This window comes from Carnobacterium divergens (assembly GCF_900258435.1).
Lineage (GTDB): Bacteria > Bacillota > Bacilli > Lactobacillales > Carnobacteriaceae > Carnobacterium > Carnobacterium divergens_A.
Genome location: NZ_LT992558.1, coordinates 1,289,145 through 1,308,099 on the forward strand (window position 1 = coordinate 1,289,145; position 18,955 = coordinate 1,308,099).

General features: G+C 33.9%; 14 protein-coding genes. 11 read left to right on the plus strand and 3 right to left on the minus strand.

Features of this window, described 5'->3' with window-relative positions; translation table 11 throughout:
* Nucleotides 1-153: 153 nt before the first annotated feature.
* The 3 genes from CDIMF43_RS06585 (at nucleotide 154) to CDIMF43_RS06595 (ending at nucleotide 2,501) form a co-directional block, all read left to right on the plus strand.
* The gene (locus tag CDIMF43_RS06585) at nucleotides 154-876 is read left to right on the plus strand and encodes a MerR family transcriptional regulator (RefSeq protein ID WP_109841538.1); all 723 of its coding nucleotides are present in this window, start codon (nucleotides 154-156) and stop codon (nucleotides 874-876) included.
* Nucleotides 873-1,442, plus strand: coding sequence for a GNAT family N-acetyltransferase (locus CDIMF43_RS06590; protein ID WP_109841539.1), 570 nt, complete (start codon nucleotides 873-875; stop codon nucleotides 1,440-1,442). Before CDIMF43_RS06585 ends, CDIMF43_RS06590 begins: the two co-directional genes overlap by 4 nt.
* Nucleotides 1,443-1,505: 63 nt before the next feature.
* Nucleotides 1,506-2,501, plus strand: a complete 996-nt coding sequence (locus tag CDIMF43_RS06595) for an alpha/beta hydrolase family protein (RefSeq protein ID WP_109841540.1) — start codon at nucleotides 1,506-1,508, stop codon at nucleotides 2,499-2,501.
* A 143-nt stretch (nucleotides 2,502-2,644) separates the two neighbouring features.
* Here the strand turns inward: CDIMF43_RS06595 and CDIMF43_RS06600 are convergent, their stop codons facing one another.
* Nucleotides 2,645-3,388: a MerR family transcriptional regulator gene (locus CDIMF43_RS06600; RefSeq protein ID WP_109841541.1), complete on the minus strand. Its 744-nt coding sequence runs from the start codon at nucleotides 3,386-3,388 to the stop codon at nucleotides 2,645-2,647.
* 101 nt (nucleotides 3,389-3,489) lie between these two features.
* On the opposite strand from CDIMF43_RS06600, the gene CDIMF43_RS06605 reads away from it, so the two are divergent.
* From CDIMF43_RS06605 to nrdG, 4 genes are all read left to right on the plus strand, one after another.
* Nucleotides 3,490-5,232: an ABC transporter ATP-binding protein gene (locus CDIMF43_RS06605; RefSeq protein WP_109841542.1), complete on the plus strand. Its 1,743-nt coding sequence runs from the start codon at nucleotides 3,490-3,492 to the stop codon at nucleotides 5,230-5,232.
* On the plus strand, nucleotides 5,222-7,000 hold the full coding sequence (locus CDIMF43_RS06610; protein ID WP_414734867.1) for an ABC transporter ATP-binding protein: 1,779 nt from the start codon (nucleotides 5,222-5,224) through the stop codon (nucleotides 6,998-7,000). The genes CDIMF43_RS06605 and CDIMF43_RS06610 overlap by 11 nt, the downstream gene beginning before the upstream one ends.
* Before the next feature lie 322 nt (nucleotides 7,001-7,322).
* Nucleotides 7,323-9,512, plus strand: a complete 2,190-nt coding sequence (nrdD, locus tag CDIMF43_RS06615; RefSeq protein ID WP_414734760.1) for an anaerobic ribonucleoside-triphosphate reductase — start codon at nucleotides 7,323-7,325, stop codon at nucleotides 9,510-9,512.
* Nucleotides 9,513-9,571: 59 nt separating this feature from the next.
* Nucleotides 9,572-10,135, plus strand: a complete 564-nt coding sequence (nrdG, locus tag CDIMF43_RS06620; RefSeq protein ID WP_074403006.1) for an anaerobic ribonucleoside-triphosphate reductase activating protein — start codon at nucleotides 9,572-9,574, stop codon at nucleotides 10,133-10,135.
* A gap of 55 nt (nucleotides 10,136-10,190) precedes the next feature.
* On the opposite strand, the gene CDIMF43_RS06625 is transcribed toward nrdG, so the two are convergent.
* Together CDIMF43_RS06625 and CDIMF43_RS06630 are read right to left on the minus strand one after the other, a co-directional pair.
* Nucleotides 10,191-11,240, minus strand: a complete 1,050-nt coding sequence (locus tag CDIMF43_RS06625) for a sensor histidine kinase (protein WP_074403005.1) — start codon at nucleotides 11,238-11,240, stop codon at nucleotides 10,191-10,193.
* Nucleotides 11,241-11,252: 12 nt separating this feature from the next.
* Nucleotides 11,253-11,927, minus strand: coding sequence for a response regulator transcription factor (locus CDIMF43_RS06630; protein ID WP_034570435.1), 675 nt, complete (start codon nucleotides 11,925-11,927; stop codon nucleotides 11,253-11,255).
* A 216-nt stretch (nucleotides 11,928-12,143) separates the two neighbouring features.
* Between CDIMF43_RS06630 and CDIMF43_RS06635 the strand changes: the two genes are divergently transcribed.
* The 4 genes from CDIMF43_RS06635 (at nucleotide 12,144) to CDIMF43_RS06650 (ending at nucleotide 18,944) form a co-directional block, all read left to right on the plus strand.
* Nucleotides 12,144-12,911 carry an ABC transporter ATP-binding protein gene (locus CDIMF43_RS06635; protein WP_074403004.1) on the plus strand — a complete coding sequence of 256 codons (768 nt, stop codon included), beginning with the start codon at nucleotides 12,144-12,146 and terminating at the stop codon, nucleotides 12,909-12,911.
* Nucleotides 12,898-14,904 (plus strand): FtsX-like permease family protein, encoded by a 2,007-nt coding sequence (locus tag CDIMF43_RS06640; protein ID WP_109841544.1) that lies wholly within the window; start codon nucleotides 12,898-12,900, stop codon nucleotides 14,902-14,904. Before CDIMF43_RS06635 ends, CDIMF43_RS06640 begins: the two co-directional genes overlap by 14 nt.
* Before the next feature lie 450 nt (nucleotides 14,905-15,354).
* On the plus strand, nucleotides 15,355-17,043 hold the full coding sequence (locus CDIMF43_RS06645; protein ID WP_074403002.1) for a peptide ABC transporter substrate-binding protein: 1,689 nt from the start codon (nucleotides 15,355-15,357) through the stop codon (nucleotides 17,041-17,043).
* A 221-nt stretch (nucleotides 17,044-17,264) separates the two neighbouring features.
* Nucleotides 17,265-18,944, plus strand: a complete 1,680-nt coding sequence (locus tag CDIMF43_RS06650) for a peptide ABC transporter substrate-binding protein (protein WP_109841545.1) — start codon at nucleotides 17,265-17,267, stop codon at nucleotides 18,942-18,944.
* Nucleotides 18,945-18,955: the final 11 nt, after the last annotated feature.

Sequence of the window (18,955 nt, forward strand, 5' to 3'; positions counted from 1 at the left end):
ATAGGGTTGTTTTTTAACGAATAGAGATGGAGGATAAACTTATATTGAGAAATGAGAATATAGAAGAGGCTAAACTAGAATTGTTCTTTAAAAAAATGAAATCCTTGACCTTCGGGTTACCCAAAGGTTTATAATAAGAATGAGGTGAGGGGAATGTCAGAAAAACTAATGACGATTTCAGAGTTGGCAAAAGTATTTAAAATAAATCAACACACGATTCGACACTATGAAGAAAAAGAGTTATTGTTACCATCTGAAATAAGTGAAAATGGGTATAGAAAATATGGGTTATCAGAAGCATATCAGTTAGCTTTCATATTATTTTTAAGAGAATTAGGATTAAGTTTGGCAAGTATTAAACTACTTATTGAAGAAGGTTCAAGAACGGATTATACAAGTATTTTGTTAGAGAAGAAAGCAAAAATTATAGAAGAAAAACGACGTTTAGAGAAGTTAAGTAAAATGGTTGATGAACAAATTGTAATTAGTTCAAAATCGAAAGAAGAAATGTACACGGTCAATCATGCTATTAATTTAAGTTTACTCAAGCGTATGCCACTATCAGAAAGTTTTGGCATCTCTGACTTAGCTGAAATCAAATTGAGTTCGGGACTTTTTATGGAAAAAATATATTACATTATCCATGAAACCTTTTATGATATATGCATTGAAGAAGCCAAAGGAACATACTTTAGTATTAGTTCAGGAAAGTATTATTTTCAATTAATTGAAATAGGCAGTGAAAAAGAAGTAGATAAAGAAATAGAACATGCACTATTAAATCACGGGTTCCCTCTAATTGCGATTGAAGATAGCGAACGTTTTTTAACAACTGGAAATCGAATCACCATCAAAGTCTTGGGAGAGAAAAAATGATAGTGATAGAAAAAATAAACAGGTTAACTGAACAAGATTTAACTCTTTTATTCAAAGGATTTAAATCGAAATGGCAGAGGTTGCTAAAGGTCTATTCTTTTGAAGAATTTATTAGATTATATAACAGCACTAGTCTAACAGAAGTCTGTTATCGAGTTGTTTATAATGGGCATTTAGCAGGTATTTTTGCTATTAATGGAGATTTTTCCAAAAAGAAAAGGAAGCTTATTAGAATTCAAAATTTTTCTGACTGGCGTTGGCATATCGGGCTGAAATTACTAAGTGTTAAAGTTGCAAAAAAGGAGTGTTATCTGTCATTTCTTGTAATTGAAGATGATTTTCAAGGGAAAGGGATTGGAAAAATGTGTTTGTACTATATTGAAACAGTTATGTTAAATTTAAATGAAATGAATTGCATTACCCTGTTTGTTTCAACTGAAAATAGTAGAGCTATAAAGTTATATGAACAACAAGGATTTAAAATTGATAGGCAACTACATTCATTTCTTACTGACTACTTTATTGGCGAAAAAAAATGGTATAAGATGAAAAAAGATTTAAATTGAAGCGTTTTTTTAATGTAGTTTTCTATTTTTAGTAAATTTAATAATAAATAAAGGGTGAATAAAATGAAGAAAGCAACGATTTCAGTGATTGCAATACTCATTATTTTAATAAGTATTATTGTTTATAATAATGAATTTGATATGATTATCAAAGATGAAACCGTTAATATCGAAAAAGAAAGTATAGCAGTTGAATATGCGCTGCCAAAAAAGAAGAGAGAAAAACCCGGTTTAATTTTATTTATACATGGCGATGGACCAATTAATAAGAATGGTGATGAAGGGTATTATCCAGCATGGGAAACTCTTGCAAAAGAAAATTACATATCCATTAGTTGGGATAAAGCAGGCGTTGGGGGTTCCACGGGAAATTGGTTGAAACAAGATATGGTTGATCGAAAGCAAGAAGCGGAAAAAGTATTGAAATGGGCACTTGAAAAATTTGATCTTGATTTAAGGAAAGTTGGTGTTTGGGGAGCTAGTCAAGGAGGTTGGGTCATAACAAAACTATTAAATGAAAACAAGGATGTGAAATTTGCGATTGGCGTTGCACCAGCGGTAAATTGGATGAGACAGGGGAGGTTTAATACCATTAGTGAGATGGAATATGAAGGTTATTCTAAAAAGAAAATTGATGAAAAACTACTGACAGAGACTCAAGTAAATAAATATTTAAAAGAAAATAATTACCAAGGATACAAGGACAGTAATTTAGAAAAAGAGATTTTGGAAAAAGACAGATGGGATTTTATTCGTAAAAATATGGACTTAGATAATACTTCAGAGGTTGAACAAATTAGTAAACCCTATTATTTAGTAATAGGTGACCATGATCTTAATGTTGATACGAAAGAAACAGAAAATATTTATAGAGAGCACATAAATAAAGAGTATTTAACAGTCTATCCAATTTCAAATGCGACCCATAGGATGTTAAAACCAAGACATCAAAAAGATAGTAGAATGACAGTTGTAGAAACCGTTTTTAATCCTAGAAGAATTTTTGCACCAGATTATTTTAAAGCACTCAAAGAGATAGCATCGAAAAAAGAAATATAATTTCGGCGCTGTTTAATCCAAGATTTTTAAATCATACTACTAATAATGAAAGGTTAAAGGCAAACGGGTCAAGCAAAAGACGCTTTAAACAAATAATCATAAAAAAAGAGAATCGTTTAAGATTCTCTTTTTTTATCCATAGATTAGCGAACTTCAATCCAAGCATGATAATAATCAAACCGTTCCTCCTCAGCAAAGCTAACAAGATACCTTGCAACCGTATGTCCTGTCGTGTAGCCTAAGCTTGTTAACGCGTTAAGATGCTCTTGTAGGTTGTGAATAGCGGGTTCTTGAATTGAAACCTTTAACAAGCATTCTTTAAAGCATTTCGTTTCTTTTGATTTCTGCCACAGCACATCTTGATTTTTTTGATTGGTAGAGGCTATCCCGTATTCGATTTCACTGTTTGAAGCAGAATTTATTTTTAAAAGAAAGCTTGAAGGATCCGCTAAATACGTAGTGACACTTTCCTTATCTGCAATATCTAAATGAATCATAAAATCAAAATCTGGCTGACTGTCCTGATAAAGTTGCTTTTGCAAATACTTCACCAGCTCTATTTTTTTAAGACGTGTACGAATTCCTAATTGAACGTTCCTTAATCGTTCGATTTCATTTGTTACACTCAATTCAGTTTCCATAAGAACCCCAGATAAGGAAGAGGCATCAAAAGTAGTTATTTTTTTTAATTGTTGAATGGGAACATTTAAACTTCGATAAAATTGAATATCGGTTAGTTCAATTAATTGTGTTTCCGTATAAATGCGGTACCCATTCGCTGGGTTTCGTTCAATCTGAATCAATTTTTCTGCATCCCAATAGCGCAAAGTAGATTTTGGAATATTAAACAAATCCGATATCTCTTTAATTGAATAATGTTCTTCCATTCCCTCACCTCTTTTTCATTATATGAAAAATCTCATTGACATTCAAGTAACTTTAACCTTTATACTAGGCTAAGTAGAAATAACAGAAAGTTGGTAAAGGTATGAAATTAGTGATTGATTTTTTCAAAAAAAACAAAGGATTAAGTGTTGCAACCATTGTCGCACTTTTGTTTCAAATTTTAGGAACACTTGGAGTCCCACTTTTAGTTGCTAAATTAATTGATGAAGGCATTGCTAGTGGTGATTCTACACTAGTTTATCAAATCGGCTTGCAAATGGTAGGGGTGGCTTTTTTTGCCGCTATCTCAGCGATTATAGGAAGTTATTTATCTGCTCAAATAGCCGCTTCCTTTGGCTATCACATCAGAAATCATTTTTTTAGAAAAGTACAAAAGCTATCTTTAAAAGATACAGAAGAATTTGGTGTTGCATCACTGGTCAATCGAACGAGTAATGATGTTGATAATATTCAACAAGTGATGATTTTATTTTTACAAATGATTTTGCCAGGTCCAATCATTTCTGTCGTTGCAATTTATATGACGTATTCTCTTTCACCAAAATTAACAATTGTTCCACTTCTTTCAATGCTTGTTTTTTTTATTGCCGTTTTTATTTTAATGAAAAAAGGCAATCACTATTCAAGAAGCGTCCAAATAAAGATGGATCAAGTAACCCGAGTTTTCAGAGAATTTTTTATGGGGATTCGTGTTATTCGTGCTTTTGGCAATCAAGAATATGAAAAAAAACGAACGGATCAAACCTTCAAGGAATACGCTGACAATACTATTAAGCTAAATCAAGTCTTTGCTTGGCTGACGCCCACTGTTTTATTTTTGATGGGAGCTTCTCTTGCTGGAATATTATGGATTGGAGGAAATGAAGTTGCACTTGGAAAACTTCAAATTGGCAGTATTACAGCCGTCGGTGAATATACGATTATTACCTTAGCTTACCTTGTAATGGCAGCCATGGTGATAGTAACGATTCCAAAAGGGATGGCGTCGGTTTACCGAATTCAAGAATTGTTAACTAAAGAACCAGAAGTTAAAGACTTCGCAAATGTAAATGCAGACAATCAAAAAAGTCAAAAAGAAGTTGTCGCCTTTAAGAATGTTACCTTTTCCTATCAAAATGCAGCAGAACCAGTATTACAAAATATTAGTTTTACTGCTAAACGAGGAGAAGTGACCGCTATCGTTGGTGGGACAGGCTCTGGAAAAAGTACGATTGCTAAAGCATTATTACGCTTTAGCGAAATAACCTCAGGAGAAATCCAGTTAAATGGCCAGGCAATTCATGAACTTTCTCAATATGATTTACGAAAAAAGATTAGTTATGTTCCACAAAAAGCGTATTTATTTAGTGGAACAATTGAAGAAAATTTAAAAACAGGCAATCAAACAATGAGTTCAGACGAATTGGAACATATTATTAAAATTGCCCAATCCGACTCCTTTATCCATTCACTGGAAAAAGGAATACAATCACAAGTCTCACAAGGTGGGAGTAATTTTTCAGGCGGACAAAAGCAACGTTTGGCCATTGCTCGCGCGTTGGCTAAACAAGCAGACGCTTATATTTTTGACGATAGCTTTAGTGCCCTTGATTTTAAAACAGATAGTAGACTTAGGCAAGCATTAAAAGAGGAACTAAAAAATAAAGCAGTGATTATCGTAGCGCAACGCATTAGTACAATCAAAGATGCAGATCAAATCCTTGTGTTAGATGAAGGAGTGATGGTTGGAAAAGGCACTCATGCAGAACTCCTTGCAACCAATCCGATTTACCAAGAATTCGTTGCCTCACAAAGTGCAAGTAAGGAGACACAAGATGATGAATAAAAAAATATATCTAGATAAAAGTTTTTGGCGTTTCTTTAAGATTTTAATGACTGAAAAAAAAGCTTTTATTTTAATGGCTTTTTCCAGTTTGGTTTCAAATTTATTAATGACTAGTATTCCCTTTATTATGGGAATCGGAATTGATCGCTTGCTTCATATGATTCAAGAAGTAGGTCTGCGTGATGTGACGATTCGTCAGACACATGAAATCCTAAGCCCGTTGATTTTTATGATGATCAGTTTTGAATTAATCACCTTTTTCTTTTCATATACGCAGGAAAAAACAATGGCAAAAGCAAGTGAAAAAATAACCTTAAATTTAAGAAAACAATTGACAACTAAATACACAAAATTGCCGATGGAATTCTTTGATACTCATCAAGTGGGAGATATCTTAAGCCGTTCCACAACAGATTTAAATAAAGTTGCCAATGTTTTATTAACGGGCATTAACCAAATGATGTCTTCAATTGCCAATGTTTTCTTTGGTGTATTGATGTTGCTTTATATCAGTCCAGCATTAACCATTGTCGTCTTAGGAATTATGGGGATGAATTTTTTTGTAACGAAGTGGATTGCAGCGAAAAATAAAGAGTTTGCTGAAAAAAGTTACCGTGAATTAGGCGAATTAACTAATTTTGCAGAAGAATATTATACAGGTAATCTGATTGTAAAATCGTTTAATCAACAAGAAACAGCAATTCAAGCCTTCAATGAAATCAATCAAAAACAAGCAAAATCTTTTAAGAAATCTCAATTTGTCAATTTTGGTATCTATCCTTTAATTCGTTTTTTAAACCAGCTAGCTTTTGTTGTAAGTGCAATTTTTGGAGCGAAATTAGTGTTGTCAGGAGCTATGAGCTTAGGAACGATTCAAGCCTATCTGCAATACGTCAATCAAATATCGGAACCACTAACACAATCTTCTTATGTTATAAATTCGATTCAAAGTGCGCTGGCTTCGATGGAGCGTATATTTGAAATATTGGATGCAAAAGAAGAAATAAAAGAGGCTAAAACCGTCGTTGAATTAAAAAATCCAAAAGGGGAGATTGCCTTCAACCATGTGCAATTTGGCTATGACGCTACAAAAATGCTTATGGAAGATGTTGATTTTCTTGCAAAAGCTCATGGGACGGTTGCTATTGTGGGGCCAACGGGAGCTGGTAAAACAACCTTGGTTAATCTACTCTTACGTTTTTATGAACTAACTGGAGGCGAGATTACCTTTGATGGTGAACCTATCACCAACTTATCAAGAAGCCATTTAAGAAGTATGTTTGGAATGGTCTTACAAGACACCTGGTTATTTGAAGGAACGATTGCTGAAAATTTGGCATATGGAAAAAGAGATGCGACGCGTAATGAAATCATCGAAGCGGCTAAAATTGCGCAATGCCATCATTTTATCCAAACCTTACCAGATGGTTACGACACGATTATTTCCAGTGAAGAAAATACAATTTCCCAAGGTCAACAACAGTTACTAACGATTGCTCGCATTATTTTAGCCAATCCAGCAATTGTGATTTTAGATGAAGCAACCTCAAGTGTAGATACCCGAACAGAAATTGAAATTCAAAAAGCAATGAACCACGTAATGAAGGGGAGAACTAGTTTTGTCATTGCCCATCGTTTATCAACGATTCAATCTGCTGATTTGATTTTAGTAATGAAAGAAGGAACGATTATTGAGCAGGGCAGGCATTTAGAATTGCTTAATCAAGATTCCTTCTATTCCGATTTGTATAACAGTCAATTTTCATAATGCTTGTCAAAAAAGAGAATTTTAATCGATTCTCTTTTTTTGTTATCCTAAAAAAAAGTCAAAAACATTGTGAAAGAATTAAATAGCTTAATTTGACCGTTTACAGCCGTTCTTTAATCCGTAAGTCATTTAATCTATTTTAAAGAAAAGAAGAGAAACGCGATGTTGATGCTGTAAATCAATTTTTAAACGAAACTAACACATACTACATATAGTGTCAATAAATAAAATAATTTTCTAATACACAAGATATTGATTGTAAAATAAATAGGAATGAGATAGAATAAGTGAGGTAGAGAACAAAAGGAGTGACGTGTAAATGATGAATGTTGAGAATGTTGAAGAAGGTACTGCTAACTTTAAAAGTAAAAAACTAAACGTCTTTGTGATTAAAAGAGATAGTCGGTTAGTGCCATTTGACGATCAAAAAATTTACGATGCCTTAATGAAGGCAGAAGCACAGTTAAATGGAAAAATAACACCAGAAGTAAAAGCTGAGATTCAAGAAATTGTCTATAAAATTGATCAAGAAATCACAGATCGTTTCCAAAAGGATATTAAAATTTATGAAATTCAAAATATTGTTGAGCATATTTTAATCGCAGAAAAAAAAGTAGCCTTAGCAGAACATTATATCAGTTACCGAGCAAATCGAGATTTTGAACGAACCAAAGCAACGGATATCAACTTTACGATTGAAAAATTAATCAATAAAGATCGCTCTGTTGTGAATGAAAATGCTAATAAAGATAGTGAAGTTTTTAACACACAACGGGATTTAACAGCTGGAATTGTTGGGAAATCAATGGGATTAAAAATGTTGCCACCCCACGTAGCAAACGCACATCAAAAAGGAGATATTCATTACCATGACTTAGATTACCAACCATATTCTCCGATGACAAATTGTTGCTTGATCGACTTTAAAGGTATGTTAACAGAAGGCTTTAAAATTGGAAATGCGGAAGTTGAAAGTCCTAAGTCCATTCAAACAGCTGCCGCACAAATGGCACAAATTATCGCAAATGTTGCCTCTAGCCAATACGGCGGGTGTAGTGCTGACCGAATTGATGAAGTGCTAGCTCCCTTTGCACAATTAAACTACGACAAGCACTTAGCAACTGCTAAAGAATGGATTGAAGGAGAAGAAAAACAACTTGCCTTTGCAAAAGAAAAAACAGAAAAAGACATTTACGATGCGATGCAAAGCTTAGAATATGAAATCAATACGCTGTATTCTTCACAAGGACAAACGCCCTTCACCTCATTAGGTTTTGGTTTAGGAACAAACTGGATTGAACGAGAAATTCAACAAGCAATTTTAAAAGTACGAATTAAAGGAATAGGCAAAGAACAACGTACAGCGATTTTCCCTAAATTAATTTTCACATTAAAACGTGGCGTAAACTTAGAAGAACAAGATCCAAACTATGATATGAAACAAATCGCCTTAGAATGTGCAACAAAACGGATGTACCCAGATGTCTTAATGTACGATAAATTAGTAGAATTAACCGGTAGCTTCAAAACGCCAATGGGTTGTCGTTCCTTTTTACAAGGCTGGGAAGATGAAGAAGGCAACGACGTGAGTTCTGGACGGATGAACTTAGGCGTGTTGACGTTAAACATCCCACGAATTGCCATGGAAGCAGACGGCAATCAAGAAAAATTCTGGTCAATTTTAGAAGAACGTCTAGCCATTTGTAAAGACGGATTGGTTTACCGCGTCGAACGAGTGAAGGAAGCAACACCAAGCAATGCGCCTATTTTATACATGCATGGAGCATTTGGCAATCGCTTAACAAAAGATCAATCAGTAGACGAATTATTTAAAAATCGGCGTGCAACAGTATCGCTAGGCTATATTGGCTTGTATGAAGCAGCGACAGCCTTTTTTGGAGGAGAATGGGAAAAAGACCCAGCAGCAAAACAATTTACGTTAGACATTCTAAAAACCTTGAAAAAACATACGGATGCGTGGTCAGATGAATACGATTATCACTTTAGTGTCTATGGTACACCAAGTGAAAGTTTAACAGATCGCTTCTGTCGTTTAGATACTGAAAAATTTGGACAAGTTGAGAATATTACAGACAAGGAATACTACACAAACAGTTACCATTATGATGTGCGTAAAAATCCAACTCCTTTTGAAAAGCTTGAATTTGAAAAAGACTATCCAAAATATGCAAGTGGTGGTTTTATCCATTATTGTGAATATCCTAATATGCGACAAAATCCAAAAGCATTAGAGGCCGTATGGGATTTTGCCTACGATAAAATCGGTTATTTAGGCACCAATACTCCGATTGACCACTGTTATGAATGTGATTTTGAAGGAGACTTCGAGCCAACTGAGCGAGGATTTGAATGTCCACAATGCGGCAATCATGATCCTAAGACATGTGATGTTGTGAAAAGAACGTGTGGCTACTTAGGTAACCCCCAAGCGCGTCCAATGGTACACGGTCGTCATAAAGAAATTTCCTCTCGTGTTAAACATATGAAGTAACTAAATAAAGTGCTGCCAAAAAAATTTGGCAGCCTTTTTTCGAAAGAATGGTGAGACAAATGAAAAATCCTAAACCGCAAGAATGGCAATCGACGCAATTGACAAAACACCATATTGCCGATTACAAGCCGTTTAATTTTGTAGACGGGGAAGGCGTACGTTGTAGCCTATATGTAAGTGGCTGTTTATTTGCTTGTGAAGGCTGTTATAACAAAGTAGCACAATCCTTTCAATATGGAACTCCTTACACAAAAGAATTAGAAGATCGTATTATCGAGGACTTAGCAAAACCTTACGTTCAAGGGTTAACGCTACTTGGTGGAGAACCTTTTTTAAATACTGGTGTTACAATTCAACTAGCCAAACGAATTCGAGCAGAATTTGGTTCAACAAAAGACATTTGGTCGTGGACTGGCTATACATGGGACGAACTAATGATGGAAACTGCGGACAAATTAGAATTGCTAAGTTTGATAGATATTGTGGTAGATGGACGTTTTGAATTAAGCAAAAAAGACCTAAGCCTCCAGTTTAGAGGAAGTTCCAATCAGCGAATCATCGATGTACCTCGTTCTCTTACTAAGGGCCAAGTGGTGTTATGGGAAAAAGGAATTGATTTATAAAACAACAAATAAAAACAGCTAATCTTAACATTAGCTGTTTTTATTTGTTTATGATTCACAAAAAAACTTTATCCTTATCTTCATTAAAATAAGTTAAAAAAGGAAATAAAATTTTAAAAGTGGTGCCTTCGTTCACTTTAGATTCAACAATGATTTGATGGCCAAGTTTTTCCCCAAGGTTTTTCGCTAAATACAAGCCTAGCCCTGTTGAATGGTGGTTTGTATCATTTCGCCCATTATGACCAGTAAACCCCTTATCAAAAATACGTCGCTGATCTTCTAAGGGAATCCCAATCCCTGTATCTGTTAAATCAAGCCACACGCCTAAATGGTTTTTACGGATAGCAAAAGTAATTTTCCCACCAGGTAAAGTATACTTTAAAGCATTTGAAAGCAATTGCTCTAAAATAAAGCTCAGCCATTTTTCATCCGTTAGAATTTTTTGATCCTCACCAGTAAAATCAAAAGTGAGCTGTTTTTGGATAAAGTAAGGAGCATTGTTTTTAATAATGCCATTAACAATAGTCCTTAGGGAATATTCTTGAATCAAATAGTCTCGTGAAAATGAATCTAAGCGTGAATAATATAAAACTTGTTCCACATAGTGGTTCATTTTTTTCAGTTCATCTTCTAATTGATAGAATTTTTTTTCAGGAAGTTGATCTTCTAGCGATTCAATAATCAATTTTGTTCCAGCTAAAGGGACTTTGATTTCATGAACCCAGCTGTCAATAAAATCTTTTTGCTCTTGTTGATTTTGAGCAAGCGTTCCTAATTGCTTTTGATGTAAAATCAAAAGATCATTGATATAACTTTGGATAAAACGCTGTTCTTCGTTTAAAGCAGCATCAAGTGGAGTTAAGAGGCCATCTTCTCCTGCATCTTGGCGTTCTTCGATTTCTTGGTACCATTTTGAATGGTAAATGTAGAGCCCAAGCAATAAAAATAGAAAGAAAACCGTTAAGAGCAACGTAACATAAACAACATTGCCAAGATCAAAGGTTTGGTTGGGATCAAGAAATAGAATAAGATTCAAAATAATCAAACACACAATCCAAAAGCCAATCAAAATCCACTGATCTTTAATAAATTTTAAACCATTCATAGATAAGCTCCTTTAGGGAATAATATAACCTTGCCCAACTTTTGTTTCAATATAGCCAACAGCACCAGCTTGTTCGATTTTTTTCCTTAAACGATTAATATTTACCGTCAGGGTATTGTCATCGACATAACGTTCATCATCCCAAAGGCCACGTAAGAGTTTTTCACGACTAATAATTTTCCCATGATTTTTCATTAATAGATGAAGCAATTTGTATTCATTTTTACTTAAGTCGATATGCTGTTCGCCAACAGTTGCAGATCCATCTTTTAAATTTAAAATCACATTATTGTGTTGAATAGCATCAATGGCCTGATCTGCATAGTTATAAGTTCTTCGCAAAATTGCATTGATTTTTGCAGTTAACACTTCAATAGAAAAAGGTTTGTTGACAAAATCATCCCCTCCCATATTCATCGCCATGACCATATCCATATTTGTATTGCGACTTGAAATAAATAAAATAGGTGCTTTTGAAATCTCTCTAATTTTTTGACACCAATAAAAACCGTCGTAGACAGGTAAATTGATATCAAGCAATACTAAATGAGGTTTTTCAGCAATAAAGTTATTTAGTGTCTCAGTAAAATCAGTCGTCGTAAATGTCTCGAAATTCCATTTTTGTAACGTGTCGGAAATCGTGTCACGAATTGTTTCGTCATCTTCAACAATCATAATTTTAAACATTAGGCAATTCCTCTTTTCTATAATTGGATTCCATCATTCCTTATGTTAAACAAATTCCCCAATTCATGCAACTATCTTTACCGAAACTTCGTAAAATATTAAGAAGCTAAAAATCACATGACAAAACTGTTCGTTTACTAGAAGGAAAATCCCTTTAAATTCTAAAGTTTAATTGCTACACTGATAGGTGAATAGAAGAAAAGAGGGGTGTATTAGATGAGACCAATTTTAGAAGTGAATCAATTAAAAAAAACATATGGCAAAAAAGGAACCTTATATACTGCGCTTGAAAACATTAGTTTTGAAATAGAAAAGGGTGAATTTGTTGGAATTATGGGTCCGAGCGGGGCGGGTAAAACCACACTTTTAAATATCTTATCTACTATTGATAAGCCCACTAACGGACAAGTAAAAATTGGTGGCAAAGAGATTACCTCAATGAAAGATAACGAGCTAAGTCATTTTAGAAGACATGAATTAGGCTTTATTTTTCAGGATTTCAACTTATTAAATTCATTAAATGCAGGCGAAAATATTCTTTTGCCACTTGCTTTAGATCGCAAAAAAATTGAATTTATGGAAGAACGACTGGCTCGAGTAGCCAATATTTTAGGGATTTCAGATATTCTTGAAAAATACCCTTCCGAAATTTCGATTGGACAAAAGCAACGAATTTCAGCAGGTAGAGCGATGATTACGAATCCACAGTTAATCTTTGCCGACGAACCTACAGGCGCGTTAGACTCGAAGTCTGCTACTGAATTGCTACAATATTTGGCTGAGATTAACTTAAAAGAAGATGCAACAATTTTAATGGTTACCCACGATGCCTTTTCAGCAAGCTATTGCAACCGCATCTTATTTATCAAAGACGGTGTGTTATTTGCCGAAATTATTCGTAATGGAACCAGAAAAGAATTTTTTCAAAAAATCATAGACATGCAAGCAACTATTGGTGGAGGAGTGAGCCATGACTTATATTAAACTGGCAATAAAAAATGTGAAGACGCAGTTTAGAGATTACTATGTGTACATGCTGTCAATGTCTTTTTCTATAATGGTTTATTTTACGTTTATTTCCCTATCATTTAGTGACGATGTGGTTAAAATTACCAAGGAAAGCGTCAAAATTTCAGCAACTTTACAAGCTACCAGTATTTTGATACTTGCGTTTGTTGTGCTATTTATGTTTTATGCAAATGCTTTTTTTATTCGAAAAAGAAAAAAAGAAATAGGCTTATACAATATTTTAGGTATGAAAAAAAGTGAACTGGGGATTCTTTTTTTCTTAGAAAATTTGTTCCTAGGAATGATTGCCTTATTTATCGGGATTTTGCTAGGACAGCTGCTTTCAAAACTCTTTGCAATGATTCTTTTAAGTGCGATGCGCATTCAAGGTGTCGCCCATTTTAGGTTATCATTCCATGCCGTTAATCAAACAGTAGTGGTTTTTTTACTGATTTTTCTATTTTTATCCATACAAAATGCGTCTCTTGTTTATCGTTACAAATTAGTTGATTTATTTAAAGCGACAAGCGTAGGAAATCGGTTGCCTAAAAAATCGTTTTTTTCAGGATTTTTAGGATTACTAGGTATTTTTTTAATAGGTGCAGGCTATTATATGGCCTTAAACATTGGAGAAATTATCAGCATTATTGAGAATTCAGATGTCCAATGGCTATTAGCAGCGTTAGTAATTATTTTACTATTTGAAATCATAGGAACGTATCTATTTTTTAATAGCTTCTTAGCGTTCTTTATCCGTTTGCGTAAAAAAAATAGAGGAAGTTATTACAAAGGGATGAATTTGATTACAACAAGTGAACTTCTCTTTCGCTTTAAAAAAAATGCCATCAGTTTGTCGACCATTGCCATTTTAAGCGCAGTCACATTAACTGCAGTCGGTGGAGCGGGTGCCCTTTATACCTTTTCAATCAGACAAATTGCGGCAACGGCAAGTTTCGATTTTAATTATGAAAGCAGCAATGATGAAATCAAACAAACGATTAAAGAGACGTTGAAGAAATACCCTGATTTTCCAGTCAAAGATACTGTTACATCAACCTATAAAGTAGTAGAAGGAACCTATATTAGCTTTATAAATCATAAAAAAACGACGGAATACTTTAATCTAATGAAAGAATCTGATTATAATCAGACAGTAAAAAAATCAAATTATGGGAAAATGGTTAGCTTAAAAAATAATCAAAATGTGGCGTATTTAACAGGACTGTATTATCCTTCCTTATTTGGCGATCCCATAGGGACCTCTATCGCTATTAAACAGCTTGGTGGCCCGTTAAAAATTCAAGAAATTAGCGGCACAATCCCATACAACCAAATGGCAACCAGTGGGGATATCTTAGTAGTTAAAGATACTGTTTTTAATCAAGTTACTAACCCTCTTACTACCTATAAAAAAACTGGCATCAATATCGAACACTATAAAAAAAGTGGTAAACTAGCAACAGAAATGGATAAGAAATTAGAGGATGAAAAGATGGCCTTTTTACCACTGGAAAATAGCAACATCTATCAACAACCTAGATCGGTATACAGCTCAAAATATTGGGTTGAGCAAGATTTAAACGCTTCAATGGGGTTTATGATGTACATTTCAGTCTTTCTAGGACTGGTCTTTATGATTGCAACAGGAAGCATTATCATGCTAAAACAATTAGCAGAAGCGGAAGAAGAAATCGGAAACTATCTGATTTTAAAAAAAATTGGTGTGACCTATCAAGAAATCAAACGGTCGATTTACAAACAAACAGCATTTGTATTTTTACTTCCAATTTTAATCGCAAGTATCCACACGTATGTTGCAATTAAAATGATGTCCATTATCTTAAATAACAATTGGATATATACTCTATTAATTTGTGGAAGCTTTATTTTTATTTACTTTATCTTTTATTTATTTACAGCTAGAGCATACAATCGAATTGTAAACCGACGAATAACTGCGAGACTATAAGAATAAAATAAATGGGTAGTGAGGATCAAACGACCCCTTTTTTTTGTTTGCCTATAAACAAAAAGAATCTTTACAAATATATATTTTTTAGTTATTTTAATAACTGGAAAATCGTGTTGGGGGAATGCACTGTTAATGCTTTAGAAAAGCCCTAAAGGCTTCTTTTAAATTCAATAATAAAAGTCACTTCAAATTCTCATTTTCAGCTATTTTTTTAATTTTTTAGAACAAGTTCATTTTACTAAAAGAACATAAAAAACAAATGAAATAAAATAAAAAACGCTATTAATCAGGTAGTTTATAAGTTTTCAGATTAAATAAAATAAAACTACTGAATCAAAAAAATTCAGATAATTTAAATTTAAATGTTGATAATATTAAATTAAGATGATAATATAGTGACAAGAAGTTAATTTGTTATTTAAAGTATTACAAATCGGAGGAATGAATATGAAAAAAAGAAATGTAGTAGGCCTATTAGGAATTGCTTTAACATCAACATTAGTTTTAGCAGCCTGTGGCGGTGGAAGTAGTTCAGATAGTGGAAGCAAATCTTCCTCTGATAAAGGATCATCAAAAGTGGCTGATAAACAAACTTTGAATTTAATTGAAAGTGCTGAAATTCCTACAATGGACACCGTCATGAATACAGATGCAGTTGGTTCTGTTGTAATGAACAACGTTTTTGAAGGACTGTATCGCCAAGATCTTAAAAATAATAATGAATTAGCAATGGCGGCAGAAGAGCCAAAAGTGAGTGAAGATGGCTTAACTTATACGTTTAAAATTAGAGAAGACGCAAACTGGTCAAACGGTGATCCTGTAACTTCAGGTGATTTCGTTTATGCATGGCAACGTTTAGTGGATCCTGCAACAGCAGCTCCATATAGCTACATGATGGATGGCGTTATTGCAAATGCAACAGAGATTATTGCAGGTGAAAAACCAGCAACTGACTTAGGCGTTAAGGCAATTGACGATAAAACGTTAGAAGTAAAACTAGCTTCAGAAGTACCTTATTTCAAAGGTTTGCTAGGATTATCAATGTACTACCCACAAAACGAGAAATTTGCTAAAGAAAAAGGCGAAACTTACGCTAAAAATAGTGACAATCTTGTTTACAATGGTCCATTTACATTAACAAAATGGGATGGTACAGGCTTAAACTGGGTATACAAAAAGAACGACACTTATTGGGATAAAAAATCTGTTAAGCTAGATTCAATCAACGTGGACGTTGTAAAAGAAACCTCAACTGCATTGAATTTATATGACAATGATTCTATTGATAGAATGCTTTTAACAGGTGACTATGCACAACAAAGACAAGATGATGCAGATTTGAAAAAACTGCCAACTTCATCTGTATTCTGGTTCAAATTTAACCAAAAACGTTCAGATAAAGAAACACCTTTAGCAAATGAAAATATCCGTAAAGCCATCGCAATGTCTTATGATAAACAAGCTTACGCAGACACTGTTTTACAAAACGGATCTGTTCCAGCTAACGGCATGGTTCCAGAAGGTCTTGCAAAAGATCCTGATGGTGGAAAAGATTTCCGTAAAGAAAATGGCAACTTGTTAGAATACAACAAGAAAAAAGCAAAAGAGTATTGGGAAAAAGGCTTGAAAGAACTTGGCGTTGACAAATTAGAGCTTGAAATTCTTTCAGATGATACTGAAAATGCGAAAAAATCTTCAGAATTTATGCAAGGCCAAATGGAAGCCAACCTTCCTAACCTAAAAATCAAATTAAAAAATGTTCCATTTAAAGTTCGTCTTGACTTAAATGACAAACAAGACTATGACATCCAAGTAGCAGGTTGGGGCGCAGATTTCGCTGATCCAATCAACTTCCTTGAATTGTTCCAAACAGAAAACGGCAATAACAAATCAGGATTCTCAGATGCAAAATACGATGCATTACTTGAAAAAATTCAAACAACTAGTCTTTCTGATCCAGCAAAACGTTGGGATGAAATGTTAGAAGCTGAAAAAATCTTGATGGATACTGCCGGAATTGCACCGATTTACCAACGTTACAATTCTGTATTACAAAAACCATATGTTAAAGATATCGGAGTTCACTTAGTTGGGTCTGATTACACTTACAAATGGGCTTACGTTGAAAGCCATTAATAAAATGTAAAAAGCAAGTGAGAATTCATTCTCACTTGCTTTTTTTTTGATTTTCAACCATTACATTCTTCATTAATTAAGGTTTGATTAACAAGGATGAGAGCTTAATTAGAAACAAGCAGGTAACAATTGCTAGCCTTATAATAAGATGATAAAATCGGTTTTGTTAGCTTATAAAAATTTAATCTTAACTTAATAAGATTGAAATTGGAGGTATAGAAATGAAAAAAGGTAAAGTAATGGGGATTTTAGGAGTTGCTCTAGCTTCAACTGTCATTTTGGCAGCATGTGGTGGAGGAAGTTCTGATAAAAGTGATAACGCATCAAACGATAGCGGCAAGATGGCGAAAAAACAAGAATTAAATTTAATTGAAACAGCAGAAATTCCAACAATGGATTCTGTAATGAATACCGATTCGGTAGGTTCAACCGTTATGAACAATGTATTTGAAGGTCTTTATCGTAAAGATTTGAAAAACAACATCGTGTTAGGGATGGCAAAAGAAGAACCACAAATTAGTGAAGATGGTTTAACCTATACCTTCAAAATTAGAGACGATGCTAATTGGTCAAATGGCGACCCTGTAACAGCAAATGATTTTGTGTTTGCATGGAGACGCGTCGTAGATCCTAACACAGCAGCACAATTTTCATACATGATGTCAGGAATTGTTGAAAATGCTACTGAAATTACAAAGGGTGAAAAACCAGCAACAGATTTAGGTGTCAAAGCCCTTGATGATAAAACCTTTGAAGTAAAATTAGCAGCAGAAGTTCCTTACTTTAAAGATTTATTATGTTTAACCATGTTTATGCCACAAAATGAAAAATATGTGACTGAACAAGGCGATTCATTTGCTAAAAACAGTGAAAAATTAGTTTATAACGGACCTTTCCAATTAACCGAATGGGACGGAACTGGTTTAAGCTGGGTTTACAAAAAGAACGACACTTATTGGGATAAAAAAGAAGTGAAACTAGATACAATCAAAGTAGACGTCGTAAAAGAAATGTCAACTGCGTTGAATTTATATGATTCAGATGATATCGATATGATGAAATTAACAGGGGAGTATGTTCAAACTAAAGAAGGCGATCCTGATTTGAAAAACATTCCAACTTCATCTGTGTTCTACTTTAAATACAATCAAAAACGTAATGGTAGTGACACTCCATTAGCCAATGAAAATATCCGTAAAGCTATTTCAATGGCATTTGATAAACAATCTTATTCAGATACTATCTTAAAAAATGGTTCAATTCCAGCGGATGGTTTTGTTCCAGAAGGTTTAGCAAAAGATCCTAAAAACGGTAAAGACTTCCGTAAAGAAAATGGCAACATATTGAAATACAATAAAAAAGAAGCAACTACTGCATGGAAAAAAGGCTTGAAAGAACTTGGTGTTGATAAAGTTGAGTTAGAATTACTTTCTGACGATACTGAAAATGCAAAACGTTCATTAGAGTTTATGCAAGGTCAATTAGAAGAAAACTTACCAGGCTTAACAGTGAAATTGAAAAATGTTCCATTTAAAGTTCGTATCGATTTAAATAATAAAATGGACTATGACATTCAAGTAGCTGGTTGGAGTGCTGATTTCTCTGATCCAGTTAGCTTCTTAGATTTATTTACAACAGATAACAGCAACAACCGTTCAAACTTCTCAAATGCGAAGTACGACGAATTGTTGGAAAACGTTAAAACAACGAGCCTTTCTGACCCAGAAAAACGTTGGGATGAAATGCGCGAAGCTGAAAAAGAACTGTTGAAAACAGCCGGAATTGGTCCGATTTATCAACGTTACAATGCAGTTTTAGAAAAACCATTTGTTAAAGATGTGGGAATGCAATTAGTAGGTCCTGAATATTCATACAAATGGGCTTATGTAACAAGTCATTAATCCATAGAAAA